This window comes from Streptomyces sp. NPDC045967 (genome assembly GCF_056430495.1).
The window spans coordinates 1-22757 of sequence record NZ_JBWKLE010000030.1 but is presented as its reverse complement, the minus strand read 5'-3'; the positions used below and the strand labels follow the sequence as shown (position 1 = coordinate 22757).

Genomic DNA, 22757 nt, shown 5'->3' with positions numbered 1-22757 from the left:
CGCCCTCACCGATCAGGTCGACGAGCACATCCTGGCGAACAACCGCTTCGCGGCGATCCGGGCCCTGGGGTGGGACTACGGCCGTACTCACGGGCTGGGCTTGTACGAAGCTCAGCTGATCGTCCACGACCGCTACCGCCACCACGGCGACAACGTCGCCCGCGTCCCCGACGCTCCCCTCGACGTGGAGTCACTCGCCGCCGAGGCCGCCGGGGCCGAAGGGAGGGTGGTGGCGATCGAGGTGGTGTGGGACAGGGACACCGAGCACGACTGGTTTACATGCGTTCTCGCCATCACCGCCGGCCCGGTGGGTGAGTGCCACCTGGCCTCGGTGTACTGGGGCGCAGCCGAACGCTACCTCGGCGATGAGCCAACGGCCCCCGGACTCACCCCACCCGCCGCGGCCGCCGACAAGGCCGGCCGAGCCCTGGCCGCCCATCTGGGCGTCCCCTTCCACTTCGCGGGCCCCGGAACCCCCGACGACGAGGCACCGCGCTGGTCGTCCGTCCAGCTCCCACGGGCGCCACACGGACCTGGCCGCCTTCGGGGGCAAGGCCCCGATCCGCTGCAAGAAGAACACTGCCTGGTGCGTGGCAGACGGTGGCACCTCTTACGCCACCGCTCTGGTCTCCGCCTCCGCCGCGCTCGTCTGGTCCGCTCACCCCGACTGGACCGCCCACCAGGTGGCCCGTGTCCTCATCCAGACCGCCGGCACGCCCCGCGACGGTCTGGGGCGCAACGACTGGATCGGCTACGGAGTCGCCCGCCCCCGCACGGCGCTGCTCGAAGGTCCGGGGGACCCCGGAGCGCCAGACATCGACCCTCTCGCCGCCCTAGCCCCCTCCAAGCCCCCCACCCCGAGCGCTGATCCGACAGCTGGGGTGCCACAAGGGGCGGAGTCTGCGGATGCGGAATCCGGCTTCTCCTGGCAGTGGCCAGCAGTGGGCGCCGCCATCGCCGTGAGCCTCGGCGTCGGCGTCACGGTGCTCGTCAAGCACCGCCGACGTTGACCCTTCCGGACTTATTCGCCTCGGCCGGCGATGAGCCCGCGGTCACGAACGGCGGCGTGACCAGGCTTCGCCCGGACCCGGCGGGGCCTGCGCCCCCAGCCAGCGTGTGAACTCGAGCCGAACTGTCCCCGCGGGCCGGGTGTGGTCCGGGGGGACCCTTGTGTTCCCCCCGGACCTCGCAAATTGGAGGCCTCGTGCCTGACGAACCGCTCGACGTGCTGCGCCGCGAGCTGGAGGTGGCTCGCCAAGAACGGGACGCAGCTGTGCGCGAGCTTGCAAGTCTCAGAGCCTGGCTCACTGTAAAACTCGACATCGCGCACCGTAGTCCGGGCGGGCCGCACGGGATTACCGTCCTGGAGCCTGCCACTGACGCAGAGATCGTTGCAGCGGTCGAACGCTTGCGCACAGAAGTCAGCCGCCCGGCCAGCTGAACCAGGCATGCCGCATGCTGCGGCTGCCCACCATCCGGTCCCAGTTTCCCGAGCTGGCCGAGAAGGCCGAACGCGAGCATGTCCTACCTCGGCTTCCTCGCCGAACTCCTCCTCGCCGAGTGCGACGACCGGGCCCGCCGCCGCTCAGAGCGCCGCATCAAGGCCGCCGGCTTCCCCCGCGACAAGTCGCACCGCAAGTTCGACTTCGACGCCCACCCCAACCCCGACGCGGCCGTGATCCATACCCTCGCCAAATGCGAATGAATCAAGAAGGGGCTGCCGCTCTGCCTCATCGGGAACTCCGGAACCGGCAAGTCCCACCTGCTGATCGCGATAGGGACCGAGGCCGCGATGGCCGGCTACCGGGTCAAGTACGTCCTGGCGACCAAGCTGGTCAACGAGCTCGTGGAAGCCGCCGATGAGAAGCAGCTGACCAAGACCATCGCCCGATACGGCCGCGTGGATCTCCTCTGCATCGACGAACTCGGCTACATGGAACTCGACCGCCGCGGCGCCGAACCCCTCTTCCAGGTCCGGACCGAACGCGAGGAGAAGAACAGCGTCGCCATCGCCTCCAACGAGTCCTTCTCCGGCTGGACCAAGACCTTCACCGACCCCCGCCTCTGCGCGGCCATCGTCGACCGTCTCACCTTCGGCGGCAACATCATCGAAACCGGGACCGACTCCTACCGGCTCGCCACCACCCGAGCACGCGCTGAACAGCAGAGCATCAGCTGACGACACATTCCGATCCCATTCTCGGCGCGGTGGACGGTCGCCAGCACAGAAGCCCGGGCCTGTTGTCAGGCGAGACGGCAGGCCTCGCAGACATGGTTGTCGAGCGCGGCCACCAAGCTCTGAGCCGCTGCCTGCACGGCGACATCCCTGTCACCAGCCAGCCTGTCCGCCAGGCTCCTACCATCGAGCACTGCTCGGTGAGCGGCGTATTGAACGTCGAGTCGTGGAGGATTCGCCTGTTCGAGGATCGTCTGCAGCAGCTGAATCACATCGGCACGGCTTGGGACAGAGTCAGTCACCGCGAGATCCCACAGGAACGGAACTGCCTCGGCAGTCGCGTCGAAGACAGACAGCTCTCCGAGCCACAGCCCAAGATCACTCAACGCTGAAGCGCTGGTCACCGCGTCGCCCCACGCCACCCGTGACAACCGGCCCGGGACCTCTTCCGCTGATCCATACGCGTGCGTCAGCTCGTGCCACCGAACGCGGCCCACGCCCTTGAGTATCGTCCCCACCGCGCACCCCAGTCCTAGTCCCTGCCTGCGACGCCGAGCGCCCCCATTTCACCTCACGGAACACATCGACCGCGAGCGTGGCCCCCGAAACACTGACCCAGGCGTTCCCAGAACTCGCCAACATTTCACCCACCGCCGAGCCCCGAACGCTCTCCAAACCCACCTACATACGTTCCGCGTTCTCACTTACCTAGCCAGCCTGTGATCAGGACCGTTGGGCGATGGTCATGCCGCCGACGGCCGTAACGAGGACCAAAAGGAGATCCACAGTCAGGGTCGGGGCGCCCGGTGTCCTGAGCTGTCGCAGGAGGCCCAGGGGAAAGCGGTCGGAAGGAAGAGCAGGGGCAGGCATGCCGGGACGGGCGACAGCACCGCGCCGACATCCCGGCTGGTGAAGGTCGGGACGCTGAACTGGCCGGCGACCCGGCGGTAGCTGCTCCGTACGAGCAGCACCACGAGCGACCCGACGGCCGTCGGCCACCACCAGCCGTCCACCATGGAGGTCGTTGACGCTTCGAGATTCATGCACACATCCCCTCCGATGCCACTGACGGCGTTCGCGACTTCCGCTGGCGTCCGCTGCCCGGTTCGGCCAGAAGGTTCGGCAGGTTGGTGGTGGCCCCTCTTTTGAGTGGCCATGGTCGCTGCCAGCGAGACAGGGTCCCGGGTCGCCCTCTGCGAAAGCGAGCCGGGACCCTGTGCCGCTGTGAGCCGTCCCCGGCCCACAGCCGACTACCTGCTACGTCCACGCCCCGCGTCCGGACCGTCCGGTCGGCGCTGAGGTGCTTGCCGTTCAGGAGTGGTACCTGGGGAGGGTTTACGCCCTGGCTGGGGCGGCTTTCTAGTGGTGGTGGTGCTGCGTGACCGTGCCGCCACGGGTGACGGCCGGGCCGGCGTGAGTCGCTGAACGTCGGCGGGCAGCAGGATCGGAACGGCGTCGCGCTCGATTCTGGACAGCCTCTCGGGCCATTCCGGCCCGAGTCCGCGACTGGCCTGGCGCAGACGGAGCTGGGTGTCGACGAAACCCTGGCTCTCCGCAGGCGCGAAGGGCCGGGCCCGTTCGGCTTCGATGCTGGCTCGGATAGCCGGCGGGCTGCCCCATTGCCTGGTGTCGTCCAGGCTGTTGCTGAACCGGGGCTTCGTCTCGCCCCGTCGGTAGACTCCCGCCAGGTCCACCAGGCATCCGCGGTCGACGCGATCGGCCAGGTCCAGGATGCCGCTGAAGGACTCGTCGGCATTGGCCTGGACGGTCAGCCGTCCCTGTCCGCGGTCGGCGAGCTGCTCGAAGTACCGATTGACGATGCCCTGATCGCTCAGTGCTTTCGGTACCCCCATGAACAGGGCTTCGATACGGGCGCCGGACTGCTGGTAGGCCCGCATTTTGTCTTCGACGGCCTGCGCGTTCTGGGAGGTCTCCTGGACGATCGCGTTGAGCCCGTGAGATCGGACGTACTCCTCTGCTCGTGCCATCCACGCACGGCCGTCGGCCCGGGTGTAGGCGGCCATGAGGGTGTCGTCTTGTGCCATCAGGTCTTCGTAGTCGGGGTGGTAGGGCTTGTAGAGGTCACTGTCGACGTCCACGAAGCCGCCGTGCTGGTTGAGAGCAGCTGCGACGTCCTCGGTGACGCGGCTCTTGCCTGCACCGGGCTGGCCGATGATGAAGACCACTGTGGAGATCGCCTGTGGCTCGCGCCCGGCCAGAAGGTCGGTGATGATCCGCTCACGGAAGATCTGCTCGTTCTCGGCCTCCGGCAGGCGGTACCGCTCGATTTCGGCAGGGTCGATGGTGCCCGCGACGGGCGGACGCGCTGGCTGAGATGGCGCGGCACCCAGCCTGTTTGCGGTCGGGTCCAGGCGGGTGGCTGCACGTTCCTGGATGCGCTGCAGCGGCTCGATGGTCAAGCTGTCGGGAATCTTTTCCAGCTGACGAAGGGCAGCGAGCAGGCTATGGCTGGTGGCGGGGTCCCACGGATGTGGGGCGGCCATCGCGGTGACGAGGTCTTCCACCGCTGAGTGCTTGGACCGGTCAGAGTCTGTCCATGCTGCCATCGGACCGACCCGGTGGGCGTCGCTGAGCACGCGGTTCAGGGCGTCGAGGGTCGTGTCGTCGAGGTGGTCAGCTGCAGCGAAGTTCAACGCCACGCGATGACACAGCCGCAGCCATTCTGCTGCCTCTGCGGCCGGCAGGGGGCAGGCTCGCTCGGCCTCGATGGCAGCCGCCCCGGCAGGCTCATGCTGCCAGGAGCCGTCTGCGGTGCGCACGTTGCTGTAAAGATCTTCACGAGTTCGGTTCGTGACCTTGATCCGGTGGATCTGCGGAGCGGCCTCGGCTGCCGTCACCGCAAGAGGGATCATCCGATAGGCGTTCTGTGCCCGCTCGGGATAAACCCAACCGCCCGGGGCGGCGTCATGCGCCGGCAGGTGGCGGTTGAGCATGTCCAGGCTGCTGCGCTCCAGCCGGACGGCGAGAGCGGTCATCTCGACCCGGTAGCCGTGTGCCGCATAGGTGGCGGCGATGTCCAGCAGCTCCTGCGGGTCCTTGAACGTCCCCTCCAGGATCAGCCCATAGCCGTGCCGGCGCGCATGGTCGTGGCACATTGCGACCCAGGCCGTGGTGGCCTGCGCCGTGGCGTCCTTCATCATCAGCGGGTATGCGGCCAGCACCTCCGCGTATCGGGGGTGCAGCGGACGTAGATCGTCCGGGCTTAACCCGACCAGGTCACCCCCGTCCGGCTCTTGCCGCCGGGCGGCGATAGCTTGACTCTTGCCCGCTCCCTGCTGCGCGCCGAAAAGCGACAGCACCGGTTCGGCCTGGGGGTTGTACCCGTCGAAAACGGCAGGTCGCACTACTTTTTCAAAGAGGCTGCGGAGCTGGTCGTCGTCGAGGAAGTAGTCGCTGGGCTGTGCCATGCTCACTGGCTCTCCAGGCGGGCGATGTCGTTCTGCCACTGCGCGATGTGATTCAGCAGTTCGTTGCGGTCGTGCGCCGGGACTCGCCGACTGGCCGCCCGCACCGCAAGGGCCTGGTCCCGCCACTGCTGTGGCTGCTCCCCTTCTGAGGCGGCCTGCGCACGGGCCATGAGCAGGCCGATGAACCGGGAAGCTGTTTCCGCGAAGATGTCGTACACCGTGGCGGTCGGCACGTCTTCGAATGCCTCCGGCCGGTAGCCACCTCGTACGGGGCGCGTCGCATGCAGACCAGCCCGTACCTCGCGAGCCAGCGCGGAATAGCGGGTGCGGGCCTCGGCGATCTGCTCCTTGTCGGTTGAGCGCAACGCTTCCCGTTCGCGGGCGAGGCGGTGCTGTGCGGCCCGAGCGGCATCGATCGCCTCGCGGTTCGGCTGCGCCTTGGCCTCTTCGGCGGCGATCACCGCGCTGTACACGCCGACGAGCCCGTTCACCGCCTCGACCGCGGCCTCGTACGCAGCAGTCTCCTCGTTCGACCAGCCGTGCGTCTCCAGTTGGTGGGTGATGGAAATTCCGTTATCGGACGTGGGCATGGGACTCCTCCTTGTAGGTGTTCACCATCCGGTAGACGCATTGCGACCAGGGGCAGTTCGCTCGGGACGACAACGAGCGAGGCGTCGGCGGGGGGCTGATTCCGCCCCCTGGTGGTCTCTCTGGCCAGATAATCCGCGAGCTCCGGTGGTTCCCTCGTAGAGGGAGGTGGAGCTCGCGGATGGTCGTGCGTGCCGCCGCGGGGCTTCAGGTGCGGCACCTACGGCAGGGGATCAGACGAGTTGCTCGAACGCTTGCCGAAAGACGGCCACGGTCTCGGGAGGCATGACGTACGCCTTGGCCTTCTGCCAGTTGGGGTGTTCGGGGTCGAACTGGGGCTTGATGGGGGCCGGGGTCCCCTCCGGCCACCAGCCTCTCCGTACGCCGCGGGGCAGGGCCCTCGACAGGGCGATGGTTGGTCCCCGCAGTTGGTTCTTGAAGTCGCTGCGCAGTTCATCGGCGCTCTTGGTCCCGCCTTCGTCGACGACGAGGCGGGCGAAGCGGATGGCGTTGGCGGGCAGGTCGCCGAGGTAAAGAAGGGCCCGCTCGACCGTCCAGCCGGTGTCGACGGTTGTGACGGTCAGCTCCGCGTTGTGTTCGGCGGCGAGCTTAACCAGCTTCTCGGCAAATTCCTTGTCCGCACCTTCGATGGTGATCTTCATTAGCTTTTCCGGTGGATTCTTACCCGGTTCTTCGTGTTCTGCATGGCGAGGAGGATGCAGGAAGGGGCGGGCCGCCGTCCAGAGCTTCGGAGAATCTGGCCAGAATTCTGCACGAGCGGCTGACGACAAGACTCGAGACACTGCGCCACCGAGGCGGCGTCCGTGGTACGAGAACGTCGTCACGCAGAGGCGAGCCGCTGACTACGAACGTTCAGGGCTTACGCCGCCCTGCCATCCGCTCGGCGTCGGCTTTGAAGAGCACGGTGATGCCCTGTTCAGCCAGTGCCTCCATGATCGCCACAACGTGCACCGGCGGCCTCCCATCCAAGAAACAATGGGACCAAGTCGCCGTGAACCCATCTATTCGAGGCCAAGCCTCAAACATCGACATCGTTACTCTGAGTGATCCGCCGCACCCGTGCCCGGGGGAATGCGCGGCCGCCCCAAGATGTCAGGCCACCAGGCTCGCGTGCCGGGACGAAAGGAGTACTGGCTGGAACGATCACGGTGCTGGCTCCGTTCCACTACTGTCCGAATGAGCGCACCGACCTGCTTGCTTCCTAGGTCAGGGTGAGAGCGGCGCGTGGCGTTGCTGACCGTACAGGCCACGCTTCCGCTTTGCCGGTGCGGACTGCACTGTCGACGGGGAGACACGGGCCGCCGTGCCGCGCCACACTGTCAGTGCGCGCGATGAGGAGGTGAAGGGAATGAGCATTGCCCAGCATCACGGGCCGTGGACCGTCGCCGACGTCCTGGCCCTGCCGGAGGACCGTACCCGTCGCTACGAGCTGCTGGGGGAATCGCTCGTGATGTCCCCAGCTCCTGGCCTGCGCCACCAGCGGGCAAGCTTCCGCCTCCACGTCATGCTGGACGCAGCTGCCGAGGCGGCCGGTGCAGCGGTCGAGGTGCTGGAAGCGATCAACGTGACCCTGCCGTCGGGGCTCGTCGTGCCGGACATCGTGGTGGCCGACGCCGGAGCTACCGCCGAGGACGGGGTCAGTATCGACGCCGAGGCCGTGCAGCTGGTTGTCGAACTTGTCTCGCCCGGGAACAAGCCGATGGACCGCAAGGTCAAGCCCCTCCTCTATGCCGAGGCCGGGATCCCGTACTACTGGCGCTTGGAGTTCGATCCGGCGCCTCGCCTGATCTGCTGCGCCCTGGAGGGCGGCCGCTACGTCGAGACGGCGACCGCCCTCCCCGGCGCCGTCACCCGGATCACGGAGCCGTTCCTGTTCGAAATTGACCCTGCCGGCCTGGCGCAGGCCCGCAGGACGGGCTGACACACGAAGCCTCGCCCTTCCCCTGCGGCCGTCTACGAACAGCCTGGATCGGCAGGGTAAGGGCGACGATGAAGGTCCGAGATAGGGAGCTACGGGTGGGGTGCCGGACTCAGTGAAAGTGCGCGAGAACGGGGTTCCGGCCGCGTAGAGTCCCAGGTCGACCAGCCTGCTCCCCGCGCACGAGGGGGATGGACCCACCCCCCTCGGTCACAACCTCCCCCGCGACGTCTGCCTTGCACGCCCGGAGCGCCCTCGGTCCCGTTTTCCAGCGCGCCACAGCGGTTACAAGCTGCTCCGCTTTGCGGCCCTCTTCGCCAGCCAGAAGCGGGCCCCAACCCGTTCTATGAGCGTTGATCAACTCCCGTAGAGTGTGAGCGCACAAATTTTCGCTCTACGTCGCTCGCCGGGGGCTTCCACCGCATGGCCGATGACACGTTGCCGGAGCCGGAACGGCTGCCGCTGACCCCGGACGAACTCAAGCGGCATGGCTCCGAGTGGGGCGGTTCTGTCTTCACAGCCCCGCCTGCCGACAGCTACGCGGATCCGCTGGTTCCCGCTCCCCTGCCCACCACCGGGCCACCCCTGCTTCGACAGCAGCCGCCGCTCGCCTTCGAGCCGTTCGCGCCCGCGCCGGGTGGTCCGTCCCAGGACGCGCTCAAGATCGCTCCCAAGGTCCTGACCACGGCGGCCAGCAAAGCGGACGAGATACACACTGCCTTCACGAAACCGGCGGCCGCTCTTGAGGAGCCTGCCCGGACCGCTTCCTCGGCCATGGCGGGTTGGGAAACGGCCGATGCCCTCAAGGCAGCGCACAAGCAGTGGGAGAAGCAGGCGGGAACCGTCGCGGGCTGGCTGGCGCACATCGCGGAAAGCCTGCGCATCGCGGCTCGGGACTACAACACGACCAACTCGGACATCGACCACTCGTTCCGCGGAGTGTCCCGCCGCTCGCAACTGGACGGGCTCTGATGACCAGCTTCTACCGGGAGATCCTGGAAACGGATCTGGGTCCGTTGGAGAAGCTGCTCGCTCAGTGGCGCACCACCCGTGAGGCTCTTGCCGAGCTTCCGGAGCGCGTCCGCGACGAGATGCTCACCCCTCTCAAGGACAAGGGTTATTGGGAGGGCGCCGCGGCCCCTTACGCCTGGCGCATGATCGACGACATCGAGCGGCAGATCGCGTCGGCCGCCAAGGTTGCCGAAGCGGCGATCGGGGTGCTGGATGACGCTCTCGGTGAGTTCAAAGCAGTGAAGAAGGACCTTCAGGACGCTGTCCGGCGTGCCCAGGAGAAGGGCGTCCTCATCGAGGCCAGTGGGATCGCTGCCACCACGGTGTTCGACGGCCAGTGCAAGGTGATCGAGAAGGACTCCGCGGAGGCCAAGGCGATCGAGGGCGCTCAGCGCGAGATCAACGGTGTCGTGAAGCGGGGCATCGCCGCTGACGGGAACCTGGCGTTCGCCTTGATGTCGGACGTCGGGCTCGGGCAGTGGTTCAACAGCGATCCGCAGCACAGGAACATCGACACGACGGACAGGATCTCGCACGACGACTACAACGCCCTCAACCTCGCCATGCAGGGCAAGGACCCGTATCCCGCCCGCCGGCGTGAAGGACCCTATGCGCTGGGCTGGGACTACGGGACGGGATTCGGCCCGCGGGACCGCGAGTACCACGACGGCGACACGATGACGGAACTGATCAAGAAGAGTGTCAGCATGGAGCAGCTCCGCGCCGACACGGTCGCCGACTGGCGGGACAACGCGGCGCAGGAGGGCACCGTCAGTTACTCGATATCCAAGGACGGTAAGATCGGCGCGCTCAAGAAGCTCGTCACCACCGACCTCCCGGCGATCGTCACCAGCGACGAGGAGCATCTGGGCGAGGCGTTCGTGGGGTCGTACTCCCTCGACTACACCGTGAAGGGACAGGACCCCGACGGCTCGCTGGTGGTCGAGTACTCGCTGAACAACTCCACCAGCAACGAGTCTCTTCTCCACTATGTCGGCTACTACGAGTGGCTGGAGAAGACCAACCGCGAGGAGGGCATGCTGTCCACGGTCGATCAGAAGATCACGTGGACTGAGCGCATCCCCGCAGACGGAAAGTAGTCTCGTGCACCAGCGCCCAAGATCACATGCCATCCGTTGCGCCACGGCAGCCCTGGCCGTCGTCGCCGGCTTGCTCACCGGTTGCGGCTCGAACTCCGCAGAGCGCTGCGTGCCGGAGCCCTCCACCACGGTCAGCGCGGCTCAGCTCGCCGGTACGTACGTCGGTTCACGCGAGGCGGAGGGCGTCCGCCTGACCCTCAGCACCACCCCGGGCGGCAACCGGGGCGGCACCCTCACGACGGAGAACTGGCCCACCGGCAGCTTCCACACGTCGAAGCCGGGCAGGGCCTTCACCGGCTCCGGCACCTGGGAGGTCGAGGACGCGCGTGCCTCGACGCGCAGGTCTCTGCTCCGACTGCAGTTCGAGGACCCGACGGAGGTCACCTCAGGAGACACCTTGGACAAGCTGTCCATCGGCATCGACGCCCAACGGATCGTCATCTACGACGACACCGACCCGGACGTCTGCCCGGCCTTCCGCCTGCAACTCCAGACCAACTAACTGATCGTTTCAGAATGAGTTGAGCTGTGGGTCTTGTGCTCGGCGATCTCGGTCGGCAGGGTGTCCGGGGTGCGTGTTGATCTTGTTCCTGACGACTTGTGGGAGCGGGTGGCCCGGCTGTTGCCCCCTGTTCCCGAGCGGCGCCGTCGCCATCCAGGGCGGTTGCGTGTTCCCGACCGAACGGCGCTTGCTGGCGTCATGTATGTGCTACGGACCGGTGTCGCCTGGCGTGACGTTCCCGCCGAGAGTGTGGGCTGCTCCGGGGTGACGGCCTGGCGCCGGCTGCGGGACTGGACCGAGGCCGGTGTCCGGCCCCGCCTGCACGCCACCCTGCTGGGCGAGCTGCGCCGCGCCGACCTGCTGGACTTGGACGACTGTGCCGTGGACGGCTCGCACATCCGGGCCCTCAAAGGGGGGACCACGTCGGTCCCTCACCAGTCGACCGGGCCCGCCCCGGCTCCAAGCACCACCTGATCGTCGATCGGCACGGAACCCCGCTCACCGTCACGCTCAGCGGCGGCAACCGGCACGACGTCACCCAGCTTCTGCCCCTGCTGAACGCGATTCCCCCGATCCGGGGCCGGCGGGGACGCCCTCGGCACAAGCCCCGGCGACTGTATGCCGACCGGGGCTATGACTTCGACAAATACCGCCGCCTGCTGTGGAAACGCGGCATCAAACCCGTGATCGCCCGACGAGGTGCCGCCCACGGCTCCGGACTGGGCAAGGTCCGCTGGGTAGTCGAGCGCGCCTTCGCCTGGCTTCACCAGTTCAAACGACTCCGCATCCGCTACGAAAGACGTGCTGACCTGCATCAGGGCCTGCTCGAACTGGCCTGCAGCCTCATATGCCTCCGCCGCCTGCGGACCTCGCTGTGAAACGATCAGTCAGTCGCCGACGACCCGCTCCCACAGCAGCGCGTCCCGCCAGTTCCCGTCGAGAAAGATCGAGGAGTGCGCGACGCCGTACGGGCTGAACCCGTTGCGGCGCAGCACCCGTTGCGACGGCAGATTCTCCAGGTTGGTGGACGCCTCGGCGCGGTGCAACCCGAATTCATCCGTCATCACCCGGAGTACGAGCCCGACTGCGCGTCCGGCGTGCCCTTGATTCTGGGCGACGCTGGCGATCCAGTATCCGAGGGAGCCGCGGCGCAGGTGCGGCTGCGGCAGGATGCCTCCGACGGTGACCTGCCCGATCACCTGGTCGTCGGCGAGTACCACGCCCGGCCAAACCGTGCCGGCCGGGTATCCGGCCAGCAGCCTGTCGATCCGCTCCGCCTGGCCCTTCGAGGTGAAGAAGTCGGCTGGCTGGTCCGGTTCCCACGGCCGGAAAGCCTCGAAGTCCCGCATCCGGTGCGCGGCGATCGGGGCAGCATCGGTGGGCTCTATCAGGCGGATCCTGGTGCTGTTGCGCATGGGCTGACCCTCGTCGTGGTGCGTCGGATGAGAGACCGGCCAGCCTATGCGAGCCGCAGGAGCCGACCCTTCTGGCCAACCGCTTCGTTCTGAAACGATCAGTAAGACGCGGCGAGCCGGTAAGACGCGCCGCTCAGGCCGTCACGGAAACCTTGATCCGCAGACCGCTTCCCACGTCGCTCTTCGTCAAAGATGCCAGCGTGCGCCGGAGCGCGGAACGGGCCCGGCGTTCACTCTCTCGGGTGAATCGGGGGGCTGTGGGGGAGAAGTGTGCCCTGGGGTTCGTCTGCGGGGCGAGGACGCGTTCACGCCGACCGCGTCCCGCCAAGTAGATGGAGAACCACTGAACATGACGCCGTCCTTGGAGTGGATCGGGTTTGTCCCGACCGCCGTGAGCGCGGTGCACGCGCTGGTCGCTGTGGTGAGCCTGTACCGGCGAAGCCCTGCCGGCCCCCAGGGTGCCCGCCGTGACGCGACCGCGGCGGCCGTGGCGCAGAAGGAATGCGGTGGCGGACCGGCAGGTGTTGGTGTGCGGGTGGAGGTAGCCGTGGGGGCGGAGGTCGTCGTGCGTGTCGCGGTAGCCGCCCCCGCTCCTGCTCCTGCTCCTGCTGGCGTCGGCGTTGGCACCGACGCCGGTCCAGTGGCCGGCGGGGAGCGGGGCCCGTGGTAGGCGAGGGGGCGGAAGAGGAGTGCGTGCCGGATTTGGGTGTGATGCAGCGGCTGCTGGAGGCGTATCCGGCGTTCATGGCTTCCGGTCCGTACGTGCTGCGGCGTTCCTTTCGGTCGTTGTCGTTGGCGACGTGCGAGGACGTGGTCCAAGAAGCGTTCCTGCGGGTGGGGCTCAAAGCGACGGACGGGGAGTTGGCGCCGGATACGAACGTGATGGCGTACCTGCGGGCCACCGCGCGGAATCTGGCCGTCGATGAGTGCCGAAAGGAGCTGCGCGGGGGCAGGCAGCGGCTGGTGATGGACATGCAGGCGCTTAACGGGCTGGCGGATGAGCGGGAGGTGGTGGATGAGGTCCGGCGGCGGCAGGGGGAGCTGTTGCGGCGGGAGATCGAGCGGATGCCGGAGGGCCGGCGGCGGCAGGTGGTGGACTTGCAAAGCAAGGGATTGAGCGATGTGGAAATCGCTGCCGCGCTCGGCATAGCTGCCTCGCAGCTGCACAAACTGCGTTCGAAGGCCGTCGCTTACCTAAGGCGCAAGCTCGCTGGGCATATTCGGGATGGGCATCGGAAGAAGAGCTGCGAAAGGAAGGACAGGTGACGGATGTGAGCACGAACGACGGCCACCGCAGCGGGGCGGCGCGCCCGGAGCCGGTGGTGCCGGCCGGGCTCGCGCACCTGCTGGCCGAGCTCGCCGGGCCGCATGATTTCTGGGATCGCCCCAAGGGCTACTTCGGGCCGCTTACCGACACCTACCGCCTGACCTTGGAAGAGCGGGCGCATGCGAACTCGCTGTATCGGCTGGGGTCGAAGGCTTTGGTGCGCGGTGAGCTGCTGCGGGCCGAGCGGTGGCTGGGCGCGGCCAGTGAGGCCGGGCATCCCGGTGCCCTGTTTAGGCTGGCGGCTCTGGCCGGACGGGCTGATGGAGACCGGCGTGAGGACGTACGGTTCCTGGTCGCGGAGGCAGCCCGGCACGGGCACACCGACGCCCGCCGGCTCCTGGCCGCTACCGCCCACCGCCGGCCCTCACCCACCCAACCGCCACCGGCCGTGGAGGACCCGCAGTTCTTCGAGGAAGTCCGCAGCCACCTCGGCGTACGCGCCGAGCTCCTCACGCCCGGCCCTGCCCAGAACACCACGGCCGCCGGCGCCGGCGCTGCGGACGCGGGAGCGGCCGAGGTGGTCCCGAAGCCCGAGCCGGGGGGGCCGCACCTGGTTCTGGTTCCTCCACCCGCCATTCCCACCCCCGACCGACGGTCAGCCGGCGAGGCGACCGGGCCCGCCGCCAGGGCACGGCGGCCGTACCTGCGGTCCCTGGACGGGACGTCGGGCGGGAGGCTGGTCCAGCCCCTGTCCGATCCCGCCCCGTATATCGCGGCCGCGGCCGCCACCGCCGCGGACACGGCCCGCACAGGTCCCTCCGCCGCAACCGTTCCCGACGCAGACAGCAAGGGGCCGTGGTCCGCGAACGCCCTGCGCCCGGCGGTCCTGGCGGACATGGCGCGCTCCCGAATCCTGCCGGCGCAGCCCCCCAGCCAGCAGGCTGCCGCCCTCAAAGCCCGCAACCTGCTCCACCACATCCAGCAGTCCGGGGGGATCAGCACCCGCGACCTCGCCCGGCGTACCGGAATGTCGGTGACTTCCACCGCCTGGCTGCTGCACTGGCTACGCGCCCAGTACCTCGTCGAGACCATCGCCGGAGCGCACCTGCCGGGGCCGGTCATGGAAATGGCCGGCCGGCCCGAGCAGCACGAGCTGCTCATGCAGCAGACCCTCGACGCACTGCGCGACCACCTCGGCGCCGCCGTCTACCTCAGTACCTACACCGGCGGGGAAGTCGAGATCCTTCAGTCCTCCCACAGCCCCGACGCACCCCCGGTCCAGGTCCGTGCGGCGTTCACCGACAGCGCGCACGCCAGCGCCGTCGGCAAAGCACTCCTGGCCGACCTCAACTTCGACGCCCGCATGGAACACCTCGCCCGCTACGAACCCACCGCCTACACCGGGCGCACCATCACCAACCCCCGGACCCTGTTCGACAACCTCGACAACCACGGCCCCAGGGCCCTGCACTTCGACCTCCTGGAGTACTCCAACCTCAACCTCTGCGCAGCGTTCTCCCTCACCGTGCCCGGCCACGATGCCACGTGCGTCGCCTTGGCCCTGCCCACCGACCAGCACCACCGCCTCAAGCGCACTGCCAAAGTCCTCAGCAAGCTCTCCACCGGACTCCTCCTCGCCCACCTCCTAACCACCACCACTCCCGACGACACCGCCGCCGCGGACACCGGCGACATCTGGCCCGCAGGGCGCACCGACCCACCCCGCTCCATCGCCCTCCCCTGACCCACCCAGCCCTGCCCGGTCCCCGCACCACAGAACGCCGTGACCGGGCAGGGCGCCAGGCGGACCGCTTCACGGCAGCACCGGACACCGGCGCTTTCAGACGGCACACCGCGGTTTCCGGCCTTCGCGTGCGCAGCCGCAGCCGAGAGGACGGAACCTTCACCTGGCGGCCTCAGCCGGTCCAGCCCCGGACCCCCGGTACGTCCCTCACCGTGGACGTCCAGGCGCAGCCGCTTCGCCCCTTCCCGTACGGGCCGATCACTTACGGCTGCTCGCGCTCGCCTTCGACGCTACGGACGGGCACTGACAAGCAGGCCCCAGCGAGGGCACGGCACCGGCGTGCCGACCGGCGCTGCGGTGGTGACCGGTGGCCGCGGTACGGCGTTGTCCCTCGCATGGACATGGATGACGAAGACTTCCTCGCGTGCTCCTGGACGCCGTCACCGACACCCGCCTCAAGCTCCTCACCGGCGACGAAGCCAGGGCGGTCATGATGCTGCTCGGCGCCCTCGAGGAAGAAACCCGCTCCGAAGAGGTACGCGCGGCCGCGGGTGAGATGCGCTTGGCGCCTCGGCTCACGCCTCGCCCAGCCCACCCCAGCCGCCGGGTCGCTCCCGGCGGCCTGAAGCGGTTTATCGCCTCAGGCCGCCCGCGGACGCAGCCTGCGAGGACGCTCCACGAAGCGAACCTCGCGGGGGGCCTGCTCGCGTAGAAGGTCCCGCAGGATGTCCTCTCCGCGCAGGCGTGCCGCCCGGCCGGGCCCCCGGTCCAGGTCTGCCAGGCGGACGGCTCCAAGGCCGGCGGAGCGCTCCGGGCGCACGGCGTCCCTGCTGAAGGCCATGACGGCGTCCTCCCAGCGCTGCGTCCCGGGGAGGGGCCGTGGTGTCGCGGTGACCCGGTCGTAGGCGTCGGCCCAGCGCTGCACGAAGTGTGGCGTGATGCCGCAAGCGGTCAGGAAGGCGACGCACTGCTGGCGGCTGGCCGGGAGCGCTTGACGGTTCACGATCCGCCCGGCCGTGCTGACCGGTAGCAGGTGCGCGCCGCCCGCCAGTTCCCGCAGGCGGCGCAGCGGCAGGCCGCCGGCTTTCTCGTAGAAGTAGACCAGCGCCTCGCTCAACGCCCCGGGCGAGGTGATCAGCTCCGGAGATGCGGGACGGCGCAGTTCCTGCAGGCGCCCGCGCTCGACGATACGGGCCTCCTTCCACAGAGCCTTGAGCTCCATCATCGACAGCTCCACCAGTAGCCCCTCATGCGCATGGCAGACCTCCACGATCGCCGTGACGATCTCCCAGGCGGGAACGCACCGCCCCGAAAGAGCACGCTTGAGCGTAGTCGCCGGCACCCCAGTACCTACTGCGAGCTCGTCATAGGACAGCCCCGCCGCGGAGCGCAGCTCGCGCAGCGCGGCGGCCAGGGCCCCCCGGCTCGGGACGGTGTGCTCGACGGGGAGTTCAGGTCGCCCCATGACCCCGGTTCCCCTCTACCGGCCGGCCTGGAGCGCGGCACGGGCCGCCGCGACCACCGCGCCCCGACCTCCCGGCGTAACCGCGACGACCAGGACCATGACGATGAAGCCCGCCCCACCCAGCAGCCGGAAGACCTCCCCCGTCGGCATCCCCCGCAGGCTCAGCACCACCGCCAGGACGAACACCACCGGCGTCACGACACTGATCACGACCGCCTGCGGCATCGTCAGCCCCGCGGCCGGCCGCCCGCCCGTGTCTCGCTGCGCCAGGCCCGAGCGGGCCGGCTCCGGACGTACTCCCATGACATCTCCTGCCCGGGACACCAGCTACCTGGCGACCCTGAAGTAGAGGGACGGGAGGGCGCGGGACAGCGCCCTCCCGATATCGGTGACTCCGCGCCAAGTGGCGCTCCCCCAGGGGCGATTGGCGTCGCCTCCCCGGGGACCACAAGCATGACAGACAGTCACAGGCGTCCGGGGACCACAAGCCCACGGCCGCACCCCATAAGGGCGGAATGTCCTTTCATTCGTCCACTGGCGTCCCCGCTGCGCAACTTACACACGCAAAGCCCTTCGGAACGCTCTGACCTCCACAAACCTCCCCTCCCTCCCCCGAGACCGCAGCGGCCCTCCCCACCGCTCCCCCGGCAAGCCCCGTGCAGCGCCCACCCAACCCGCACGACCACACCCATTCGTCCAACCCCGTCCAAAGGAAACTTGCCTCCTGCGACCGCGGCAGGGCACCGTGGGGGGCACACCGACCGGGCAACCGGCGGAACCCCTGAAGTAGGTGACTCCGCAGCAGGGACACAACGAAGCACCACGTTGGCGCGTGAGCGCTTCACACGACAGGGCCGACCCGCACCCGCCGGGACGGCCCTGCCGTCATCTCCGGGCACAACACCCTCCGTAAAGCGCCTTACGGACCTCCCCTCCCGCCACCCAAACGCAACTCGGACCGGCCATTCACGCATACAACGTCACCGGGCCCACCCCCCACGCCGGGTCGGCGCGGCCGGCTGCCGGCGGGCGGGCACCGCGGCTTCCGCCGCAGCCGGCTCCCGGGAGGCAGCAGCCGCCGAGGTGGTGAAGCGGGAACGGCCCGCCGTCGGGAAGACCGGGACACGGGCGCGGCCGGCGCCGAGGGCGGTGTCGTCAAGGAGCGCAGCGTCGCCTCCACGAGCCGCCCGACCGTGGTGGAGGTAGGGCCCGTCCTTCCAGGTGGTATCGGCCTGGAGACGGGCCAGGTACGCGCCGAGGAGTCCGCTGCCGCCCTGGTCGCGGATCTGGTCCATGCGATGGGCTAGCAGCGGCCACTTGCGGGAGCCGACCAGAAGACCCACCCGCGTCTCGGGCAGCACGTCCTTGACGACGCCGACGATCGCGGCGTGAGCGAGCCGGTTGACGCCGAGCTGCTCCAGCGCCTTCACGCGGTCGCCGAGGTCCAGATCCCGGGGCACGTTCAACCTCTCGGTCAGCGGACCCCAAGAGTGCTTCACATCCACGCTGGCGGGCAGCGCCCACGGATCGACGGCTTCCCGCACCGGCGGCGCCGCAGCAGGAGCGGGAGCGGTACCCGGCGAGCGGCGGGTGCGGGAACACGGGCGTCAGCCGGCGCGGGCGCGGGGACGGGAGCGGTGGTGGTGGCGGTGGTCGCCGCCGGAGCGGGCACGGGTGCCCCAGCTGCGGCAGCGGTGGTGAACGACAGTGGGCGGATGCGCAACCAAGGCTGCACACCCGCCCACCGCGTGTGATATGGGTCACACGATGGGGATTGGTCGCTGCGAACAACCGTCCCCGAAAGCCCTCCAGGCGAAGGAGTGGCTAGCCCGTCCACTGTCCTACGGGAAAGGGGGCTACGCACGCGTAGCGGACGGCCCCGGACAGCACCGGACAGCGGCCGACCTGCACTGACTCGCCATCAGGCTGGCAGCGCGTCCTGAAACGCTATCTGACTCGGCGATTCGACGACCGCCCCTGCCGGACGGTCCCGGACGCTCTCGGACGACTGCGGACTCCTGCGGACACGCCTCGGACGACCCTTGAGAGCCGGGGCGCCCTCTCACGTAACGGATGATGCCCCTCCGTTTGATAGGGCGTCATTTGTTGGCCGCTCTGAGCAACTTGCGTCGAACCAAGGGCTATTGCTCTCACAGCGAGCCGTCAGCATGCTTGAAGAAGCACTTCCGTCCCACGGAAAGCACAAGGGTCTGCGAAACCCTCGCGCCGCTCCACCCGGACGTGCCGATCGAGAGTCCTCCAGGCGAACCCCAAGAAGTGGATAGTCACCATGCCCTTGTCGCAGAATTGGTTCCGCCGGCCTGTCCAGGCGCCACCCGCTGGCTGTGTCCCCACACCGGAAGTACCCCGCAGTTTCGGTCTCGCTCGCATCTTGACGGTGATCACCACCCTGGCAGCTGTGAGCGGCCTGACGTGGATGTGGGCTGCCGGCCACGCTGCCGAGGTCATCGGCGCTGTGCTCGCCGCCGTCCTCACCGAGATCATCGCGGCCCCGGTACGCCGCGCCGTTAACTATCTGCGCCAAGGCGGCCAGGCGTGAACGCGCGCGAGGATTTGGCCTACGGGCTCCGAAAGCTCGTCCGGCGGGACAACACCAACCTGACACACATCGCCTCTGTGACAGGGATCCCCCGAGTCTCACTCAACAGCATCATCAGCGGTCAGAAGTACCCCTCGAAGGCAGAGCTTCGTCGCCTCCTCGAAGCACTCGCAGCCCCCGAAGAAGTGGTCGTGGAGTTGCAGGATCTGCATTACGAAGCTCGACATGAGGTCCGTGGCCCGACCACGGTGGGAACCGCCAGTAGTGGCGAGGGCGGCGTGGTCATCTCAGGGGCGCAGAACGTCACGGTTAATCCGTCTCCGGTTCAAGCAACGCAGACCGCCGGCTCCCAAGTCATGTACAACAGGGAGCCGATGCCGCAGTACGGGCGCCCCGACCCGTTGCCGATCCAGACGCCGACGGACTTCATCGCGGCCCTCACAGCTGTGCACGTCTGGGCTGGTGAGCCTTCCTATCGCAGGTTGGAGGCTGTCAGTAACGGCCAGCTCAAGCGCAGCACCATCAGTGACATGCTCAACGGTACGAAGCTACCGGCATTCGACCGCTGCACCGCTTTTCTCCGAGCCTGCGGCATCGCCAACATCGATGACTGGGTCTTCACATGGCGTCGACTCAAAACCCTCGACCGGCCTGAGACCACCGCATGGCTGCCCGGGTCGGCCGGCTGACGTCTGGCCAATCTCCGTAGCTGTCGGAACGCCGGAGCCCCCGGCAGGGTCTTCCACGGGGGCGGCCGTGCTGAACGCGACGTACCGCCGCGCTCGAGCCGGCCCCTTGCCGCTGGCCGTCTGAAAGGCGGACCCCCGAGGCCGTAGGTGCCCGCGTGCGGGTCTGACGGGCGATCGCGCTGCCGGGAGGCCTGTCCGGTGGGGTTCGCCGCCGGGCGGCCCGCCTACGGCCGCGCACGGGTCGAGGGGGGCCAGTGCTGGTCGGGGATGCCGACCAGCGGGCCCCGGAGGGTTGGCTCCATTCCCCGTCAGGGCCGTGGCCGCATCGGCGGGCACCGTCCGGACGGTGGGGGTAGGGGATTGCCCGGTCCTCACGCGCTCCGCCCTATCCAGCCACCGGGGGATACCGGACATCTCGCTCCGGCGGTGGCCCCACTGGAACCCGTGCCGCCGCGGGCGGTGAAGCTCATCTCCGTGAGTGGGCCGGTCCAGCTCGTAGTACGACTGGTCACAGGCCTAGGCACGCCCGGCACCTGAGCGGGCACCGGGCGGGTCTTGAACGTTAGGAAGCCAGGGCGGCCTTCGCCGCCTCGTATAGGGCGTTCGGGTGCGACAGCGACCATGGGGCCGGAGCGGCCTGCTGCTCCTGAACGTCGGCAGTGACGTCCGACACGGGGGCCTCAAGAACGGGTTCGTTCTCGAAGTGGCCGGGGGCGAACGGGTCCTCCTCGGCCGGGAAGGCGTCGGCCTCGGGGTCGGCGGGGTCCTGGTCGTGGGCGGCATGGAGGGGGGCAGGGACAACCGGCCGGGCCGCGCCAGCGTCCAGTGCGGCGAACTGCTCGGTGAGTTCGGCGCGAAGGCGGGCGGTTTCCTCGGCCTCGGCAGCTGCGGCGCCTTCCTGGGCTGCCCGGCGGGCGGCGGCTTCCTCGCGGCGCGCGTTCTCCTCCAAGGCATCCTCGTGCGCCTGCTCCCGCTCGTCCGCCACCTGCCGGGCCCGCAGCTCCGCCGAGGCCGCAGCGCGAACCTGCTGCTCGGCGAGGAGCTGCGCGCCCTTCGCCTGGGTGATCCGCTCCGCGACTCGGTACTGGCAGGTGTTGCACTCCTCGCCGGTGTTGAGGAACATGCCGGCCTCACAGTTCGGGTGGTCGCACTCATGGGTGGTGAGCAGCGCGGCGAGGTAGCCGACCGGTCGGGCGATCCGATCCCCGTCCTTGTAGGCAGCGCTTGAACGGAGAGGGCCCCCGGCCTGGTGCCACCCGATGCTCAGCCGGAGTGCGGCGTGCTCGGGGCGGCGCGGGTACATCGCGTACGGCCCCGAGCGGGCGTCCGCGTAGTGCCCCAGGAACTCCCGTACCGCGCGGCGCAAGGTGGAGATGCGGGCGGCCGGAGAGGTCAGCACCCCGAGGTCGTCGAGCATCGCGTACACCTCGTCCTCACCGGCCACCGGCTTCAGCTCCGAGACCTGAAGAGGGCCCTTCGCTGCCCGCTTCTTCGGCTTTGCCGCCGCGGCGCCGGCCTCCTCCTCGGTTGCTGCTGACTCAGAGGAATCGGCGGCGGAGCCGCCCGCAGAGGTCGGACTTTCAGGCGCCGCGCCGTCACGCGCACCCGCACGCGTAAAACCCCCCGCACTGTGGCCTCCGACCCCCCGGTTGTGCAGCAGTAGAAGAAGGAGAAGGACAAGAACAGGACTGCGGCGCCCGTTCTCCCAGGTCATCACCAGAGTTGTGGTCGGAATTCCGACCAGCAGCCTTGGCGGCCGAGCGGGAGGTGTCCCGCTCCGCTGCTTCGAGGGCCGCCTGCTCGGCCTTTGGCCGGATGGAAGCGAGCTTCTCCTCCGTGTTGGGCCACCGTGGCTTGAAGGCGTTCGCGGGCTGGTCATGGATCTTGATTCGCAGTGGGCGGCCCTGGGCCTTCCCCCCGGAGGACGTGGTGACCGGACCACCCTCGGGGGTGGTGATCAGCCCGACCGCCGACAGACACCGCAGCAGCTCCCGGATCCGGCTTAGGCTCGAAGGCTTCCCGTTCGGACCGGGGATGAGCTGGCACAGCTCGGCAAGGGTCAGCACCCGGACGCGGTTCGTGACGCCCTTCCCCTCGAACACCAGGGAGCGCAGGATCAAGTACCCGCGCACATCTGCGTCCCGCAGGTCGTCGCACAGAGCGATCCAGTCGCGAACGTACGTCCCATAGAACGGGTTGTGATCAGGGCCGTGCAGCTCGGCGAGCTGTTTAGCGGCGTGCGCCTCGCTCATCGGGCACCCCCGGCGGCCGGAAGGTCGGCGTCCACGGCGGCGGTGCGGATCGGGCCACCTCACACCGCCACCACACACCCACACCCCCCAACAAACACCACCCCCACCACCCCACACCACCAGACACAAACAAGCGACGACCACCCCCGGGTGAACGCAGCTAATGGCGCATTGCGGTCCCCTCCCAATGTTCCTTCTGGTTGGGTGGCCGCATGGCACATCAGGAGTACGTCGGGCACCGCCTCATCGAGGTCTCGGTACTGCCCGCGCGGGTCGTCTACCTCATTGCCGAGGGGAGCACCGATGGCTTCCGCGCTGCGGTGCGGACGGCCAGCCACCGTTGGGGTGGGATGACCGAGCCCGTCATCGAAGTGGGATCTGATGAGGAAAGTGAGAGCAGCGCGAAACTGGTGCGCATCGCGGACGTGCAGGCCGTCGTAAACGTCAACGCGGATCCCTCACGGGCCTCTCTGCTCGCCGCTGCCTGGAAGCTTCCGCTCGTCGCGATCGACGACATGGAATCGGCTAGGGCCTGTGTGATGTCGTGATCATTGGGTGGTCTTGAGCAGGTCGTCGATCCAGATCATTGCGGCGCGGAGGTGGAGACCGGCGAGGTAGCTG

The 22757-nt window shown here is 68.6% G+C and carries 23 protein-coding genes and 1 pseudogene; 13 read left to right on the top strand and 11 right to left on the bottom strand.

From position 1 onward, the window contains the following. Positions 1 to 365 precede the first annotated feature (365 nt). From AC07FY_RS31830 to istB, 3 genes and pseudogenes are all read left to right on the top strand, one after another. Positions 366 to 1010 (top strand): S8 family serine peptidase, encoded by a 645-nt coding sequence (locus AC07FY_RS31830; RefSeq protein ID WP_479013547.1) that lies wholly within the window; start codon positions 366 to 368, stop codon positions 1008 to 1010. A 194-nt stretch (positions 1011 to 1204) separates the two neighbouring features. Continuing rightward, complete coding sequence (locus AC07FY_RS31825) at positions 1205 to 1441, top strand: hypothetical protein (RefSeq protein ID WP_479013544.1); 237 nt, start codon at positions 1205 to 1207, stop codon at positions 1439 to 1441. Next, positions 1438 to 2179, top strand: a pseudogene (istB, locus tag AC07FY_RS31820) (IS21-like element helper ATPase IstB). The gene AC07FY_RS31825 and the pseudogene istB overlap by 4 nt, the downstream one beginning before the upstream one ends. A 65-nt stretch (positions 2180 to 2244) precedes the next feature. Here istB and AC07FY_RS31815 read toward each other — a convergent pair. From AC07FY_RS31815 to AC07FY_RS31795, 5 genes are all read right to left on the bottom strand, one after another. Then, positions 2245 to 2580 carry a hypothetical protein gene (locus tag AC07FY_RS31815; RefSeq protein ID WP_479013541.1) on the bottom strand — a complete coding sequence of 112 codons (336 nt, stop codon included), beginning with the start codon at positions 2578 to 2580 and terminating at the stop codon, positions 2245 to 2247. A gap of 384 nt (positions 2581 to 2964) precedes the next feature. Then, positions 2965 to 3219 carry a hypothetical protein gene (locus tag AC07FY_RS31810; RefSeq protein WP_479013538.1) on the bottom strand — a complete coding sequence of 85 codons (255 nt, stop codon included), beginning with the start codon at positions 3217 to 3219 and terminating at the stop codon, positions 2965 to 2967. 207 nt (positions 3220 to 3426) lie between these two features. Further along, entirely contained in the window at positions 3427 to 5604 is a 2178-nt protein-coding gene (locus AC07FY_RS31805) for a zeta toxin family protein (RefSeq protein ID WP_479013535.1), read from the bottom strand. Between the two features lie 2 nt (positions 5605 to 5606). Then, on the bottom strand, positions 5607 to 6194 hold the full coding sequence (locus AC07FY_RS31800) for a hypothetical protein (RefSeq protein WP_479013532.1): 588 nt from the start codon (positions 6192 to 6194) through the stop codon (positions 5607 to 5609). Between the two features lie 231 nt (positions 6195 to 6425). Further along, entirely contained in the window at positions 6426 to 6854 is a 429-nt protein-coding gene (locus tag AC07FY_RS31795; RefSeq protein WP_479013529.1) for a hypothetical protein, read from the bottom strand. A 707-nt stretch (positions 6855 to 7561) separates the two neighbouring features. On the opposite strand from AC07FY_RS31795, the gene AC07FY_RS31790 reads away from it, so the two are divergent. The 5 genes from AC07FY_RS31790 (at position 7562) to AC07FY_RS31770 (ending at position 11622) form a co-directional block, all read left to right on the top strand. Beyond that, positions 7562 to 8134 carry a Uma2 family endonuclease gene (locus AC07FY_RS31790; RefSeq protein WP_479013526.1) on the top strand — a complete coding sequence of 191 codons (573 nt, stop codon included), beginning with the start codon at positions 7562 to 7564 and terminating at the stop codon, positions 8132 to 8134. 420 nt (positions 8135 to 8554) lie between these two features. After that, positions 8555 to 9103, top strand: coding sequence for a hypothetical protein (locus tag AC07FY_RS31785; protein WP_479013524.1), 549 nt, complete (start codon positions 8555 to 8557; stop codon positions 9101 to 9103). Continuing rightward, entirely contained in the window at positions 9103 to 10242 is a 1140-nt protein-coding gene (locus AC07FY_RS31780) for a hypothetical protein (RefSeq protein ID WP_479013522.1), read from the top strand. Before AC07FY_RS31785 ends, AC07FY_RS31780 begins: the two co-directional genes overlap by 1 nt. Positions 10243 to 10246: 4 nt before the next feature. After that, positions 10247 to 10744, top strand: a complete 498-nt coding sequence (locus tag AC07FY_RS31775; RefSeq protein ID WP_479013519.1) for a hypothetical protein — start codon at positions 10247 to 10249, stop codon at positions 10742 to 10744. A gap of 69 nt (positions 10745 to 10813) precedes the next feature. Beyond that, positions 10814 to 11622, top strand: a protein-coding gene (locus AC07FY_RS31770; RefSeq protein WP_479013517.1) for an IS5 family transposase whose coding sequence is annotated in 2 segments (ribosomal slippage) — positions 10814 to 11153 and positions 11153 to 11622 — 810 coding nt in all. Because the reading frame shifts where the segments join, the coding sequence is not laid out codon by codon here. Positions 11623 to 11631: 9 nt separating this feature from the next. Here the strand turns inward: AC07FY_RS31770 and AC07FY_RS31765 are convergent. Then, positions 11632 to 12159, bottom strand: coding sequence for a GNAT family N-acetyltransferase (locus AC07FY_RS31765; RefSeq protein ID WP_479013514.1), 528 nt, complete (start codon positions 12157 to 12159; stop codon positions 11632 to 11634). Positions 12160 to 12852: 693 nt separating this feature from the next. On the opposite strand from AC07FY_RS31765, the gene AC07FY_RS31760 reads away from it, so the two are divergent. Then, the gene (locus AC07FY_RS31760; protein WP_479013511.1) at positions 12853 to 13425 is read left to right on the top strand and encodes an RNA polymerase sigma factor; all 573 of its coding nucleotides are present in this window, start codon (positions 12853 to 12855) and stop codon (positions 13423 to 13425) included. After that, positions 13422 to 15170 (top strand): IclR family transcriptional regulator domain-containing protein, encoded by a 1749-nt coding sequence (locus AC07FY_RS31755; RefSeq protein ID WP_479013508.1) that lies wholly within the window; start codon positions 13422 to 13424, stop codon positions 15168 to 15170. Before AC07FY_RS31760 ends, AC07FY_RS31755 begins: the two co-directional genes overlap by 4 nt. Positions 15171 to 15810: 640 nt before the next feature. On the opposite strand, the gene AC07FY_RS31750 is transcribed toward AC07FY_RS31755, so the two are convergent. The 3 genes from AC07FY_RS31750 to AC07FY_RS31740 all read right to left on the bottom strand — a co-directional run bounded on the left by AC07FY_RS31750 (position 15811) and on the right by AC07FY_RS31740 (position 18095). Beyond that, entirely contained in the window at positions 15811 to 16635 is an 825-nt protein-coding gene (locus AC07FY_RS31750; protein ID WP_479013505.1) for a helix-turn-helix domain-containing protein, read from the bottom strand. Between the two features lie 15 nt (positions 16636 to 16650). Beyond that, a complete protein-coding gene (locus tag AC07FY_RS31745) occupies positions 16651 to 16938 on the bottom strand; it encodes a hypothetical protein (RefSeq protein WP_479013503.1) in 288 nt (95 codons plus the stop codon). Positions 16939 to 17615: 677 nt separating this feature from the next. After that, entirely contained in the window at positions 17616 to 18095 is a 480-nt protein-coding gene (locus AC07FY_RS31740; protein ID WP_479013501.1) for a hypothetical protein, read from the bottom strand. A gap of 938 nt (positions 18096 to 19033) precedes the next feature. Here AC07FY_RS31740 and AC07FY_RS31735 point away from each other — a divergent pair. Together AC07FY_RS31735 and AC07FY_RS31730 are read left to right on the top strand one after the other, a co-directional pair. Next, the gene (locus tag AC07FY_RS31735) at positions 19034 to 19195 is read left to right on the top strand and encodes a hypothetical protein (protein ID WP_479013498.1); all 162 of its coding nucleotides are present in this window, start codon (positions 19034 to 19036) and stop codon (positions 19193 to 19195) included. Continuing rightward, positions 19192 to 19884: a helix-turn-helix domain-containing protein gene (locus AC07FY_RS31730; protein ID WP_479013495.1), complete on the top strand. Its 693-nt coding sequence runs from the start codon at positions 19192 to 19194 to the stop codon at positions 19882 to 19884. The genes AC07FY_RS31735 and AC07FY_RS31730 overlap by 4 nt, the downstream gene beginning before the upstream one ends. Positions 19885 to 20446: 562 nt before the next feature. On the opposite strand, the gene AC07FY_RS31725 is transcribed toward AC07FY_RS31730, so the two are convergent. Both AC07FY_RS31725 and AC07FY_RS31720 read right to left on the bottom strand, forming a co-directional pair. Further along, on the bottom strand, positions 20447 to 21328 hold the full coding sequence (locus tag AC07FY_RS31725; RefSeq protein WP_479013492.1) for a hypothetical protein: 882 nt from the start codon (positions 21326 to 21328) through the stop codon (positions 20447 to 20449). Positions 21329 to 21479: 151 nt separating this feature from the next. Continuing rightward, positions 21480 to 22136 (bottom strand): hypothetical protein, encoded by a 657-nt coding sequence (locus AC07FY_RS31720; protein WP_479013489.1) that lies wholly within the window; start codon positions 22134 to 22136, stop codon positions 21480 to 21482. Positions 22137 to 22348: 212 nt separating this feature from the next. Between AC07FY_RS31720 and AC07FY_RS31715 the strand changes: the two genes are divergently transcribed. Further along, positions 22349 to 22684, top strand: coding sequence for a hypothetical protein (locus AC07FY_RS31715; RefSeq protein WP_479013486.1), 336 nt, complete (start codon positions 22349 to 22351; stop codon positions 22682 to 22684). The last annotated feature ends 73 nt before the right edge of the window (positions 22685 to 22757 follow it).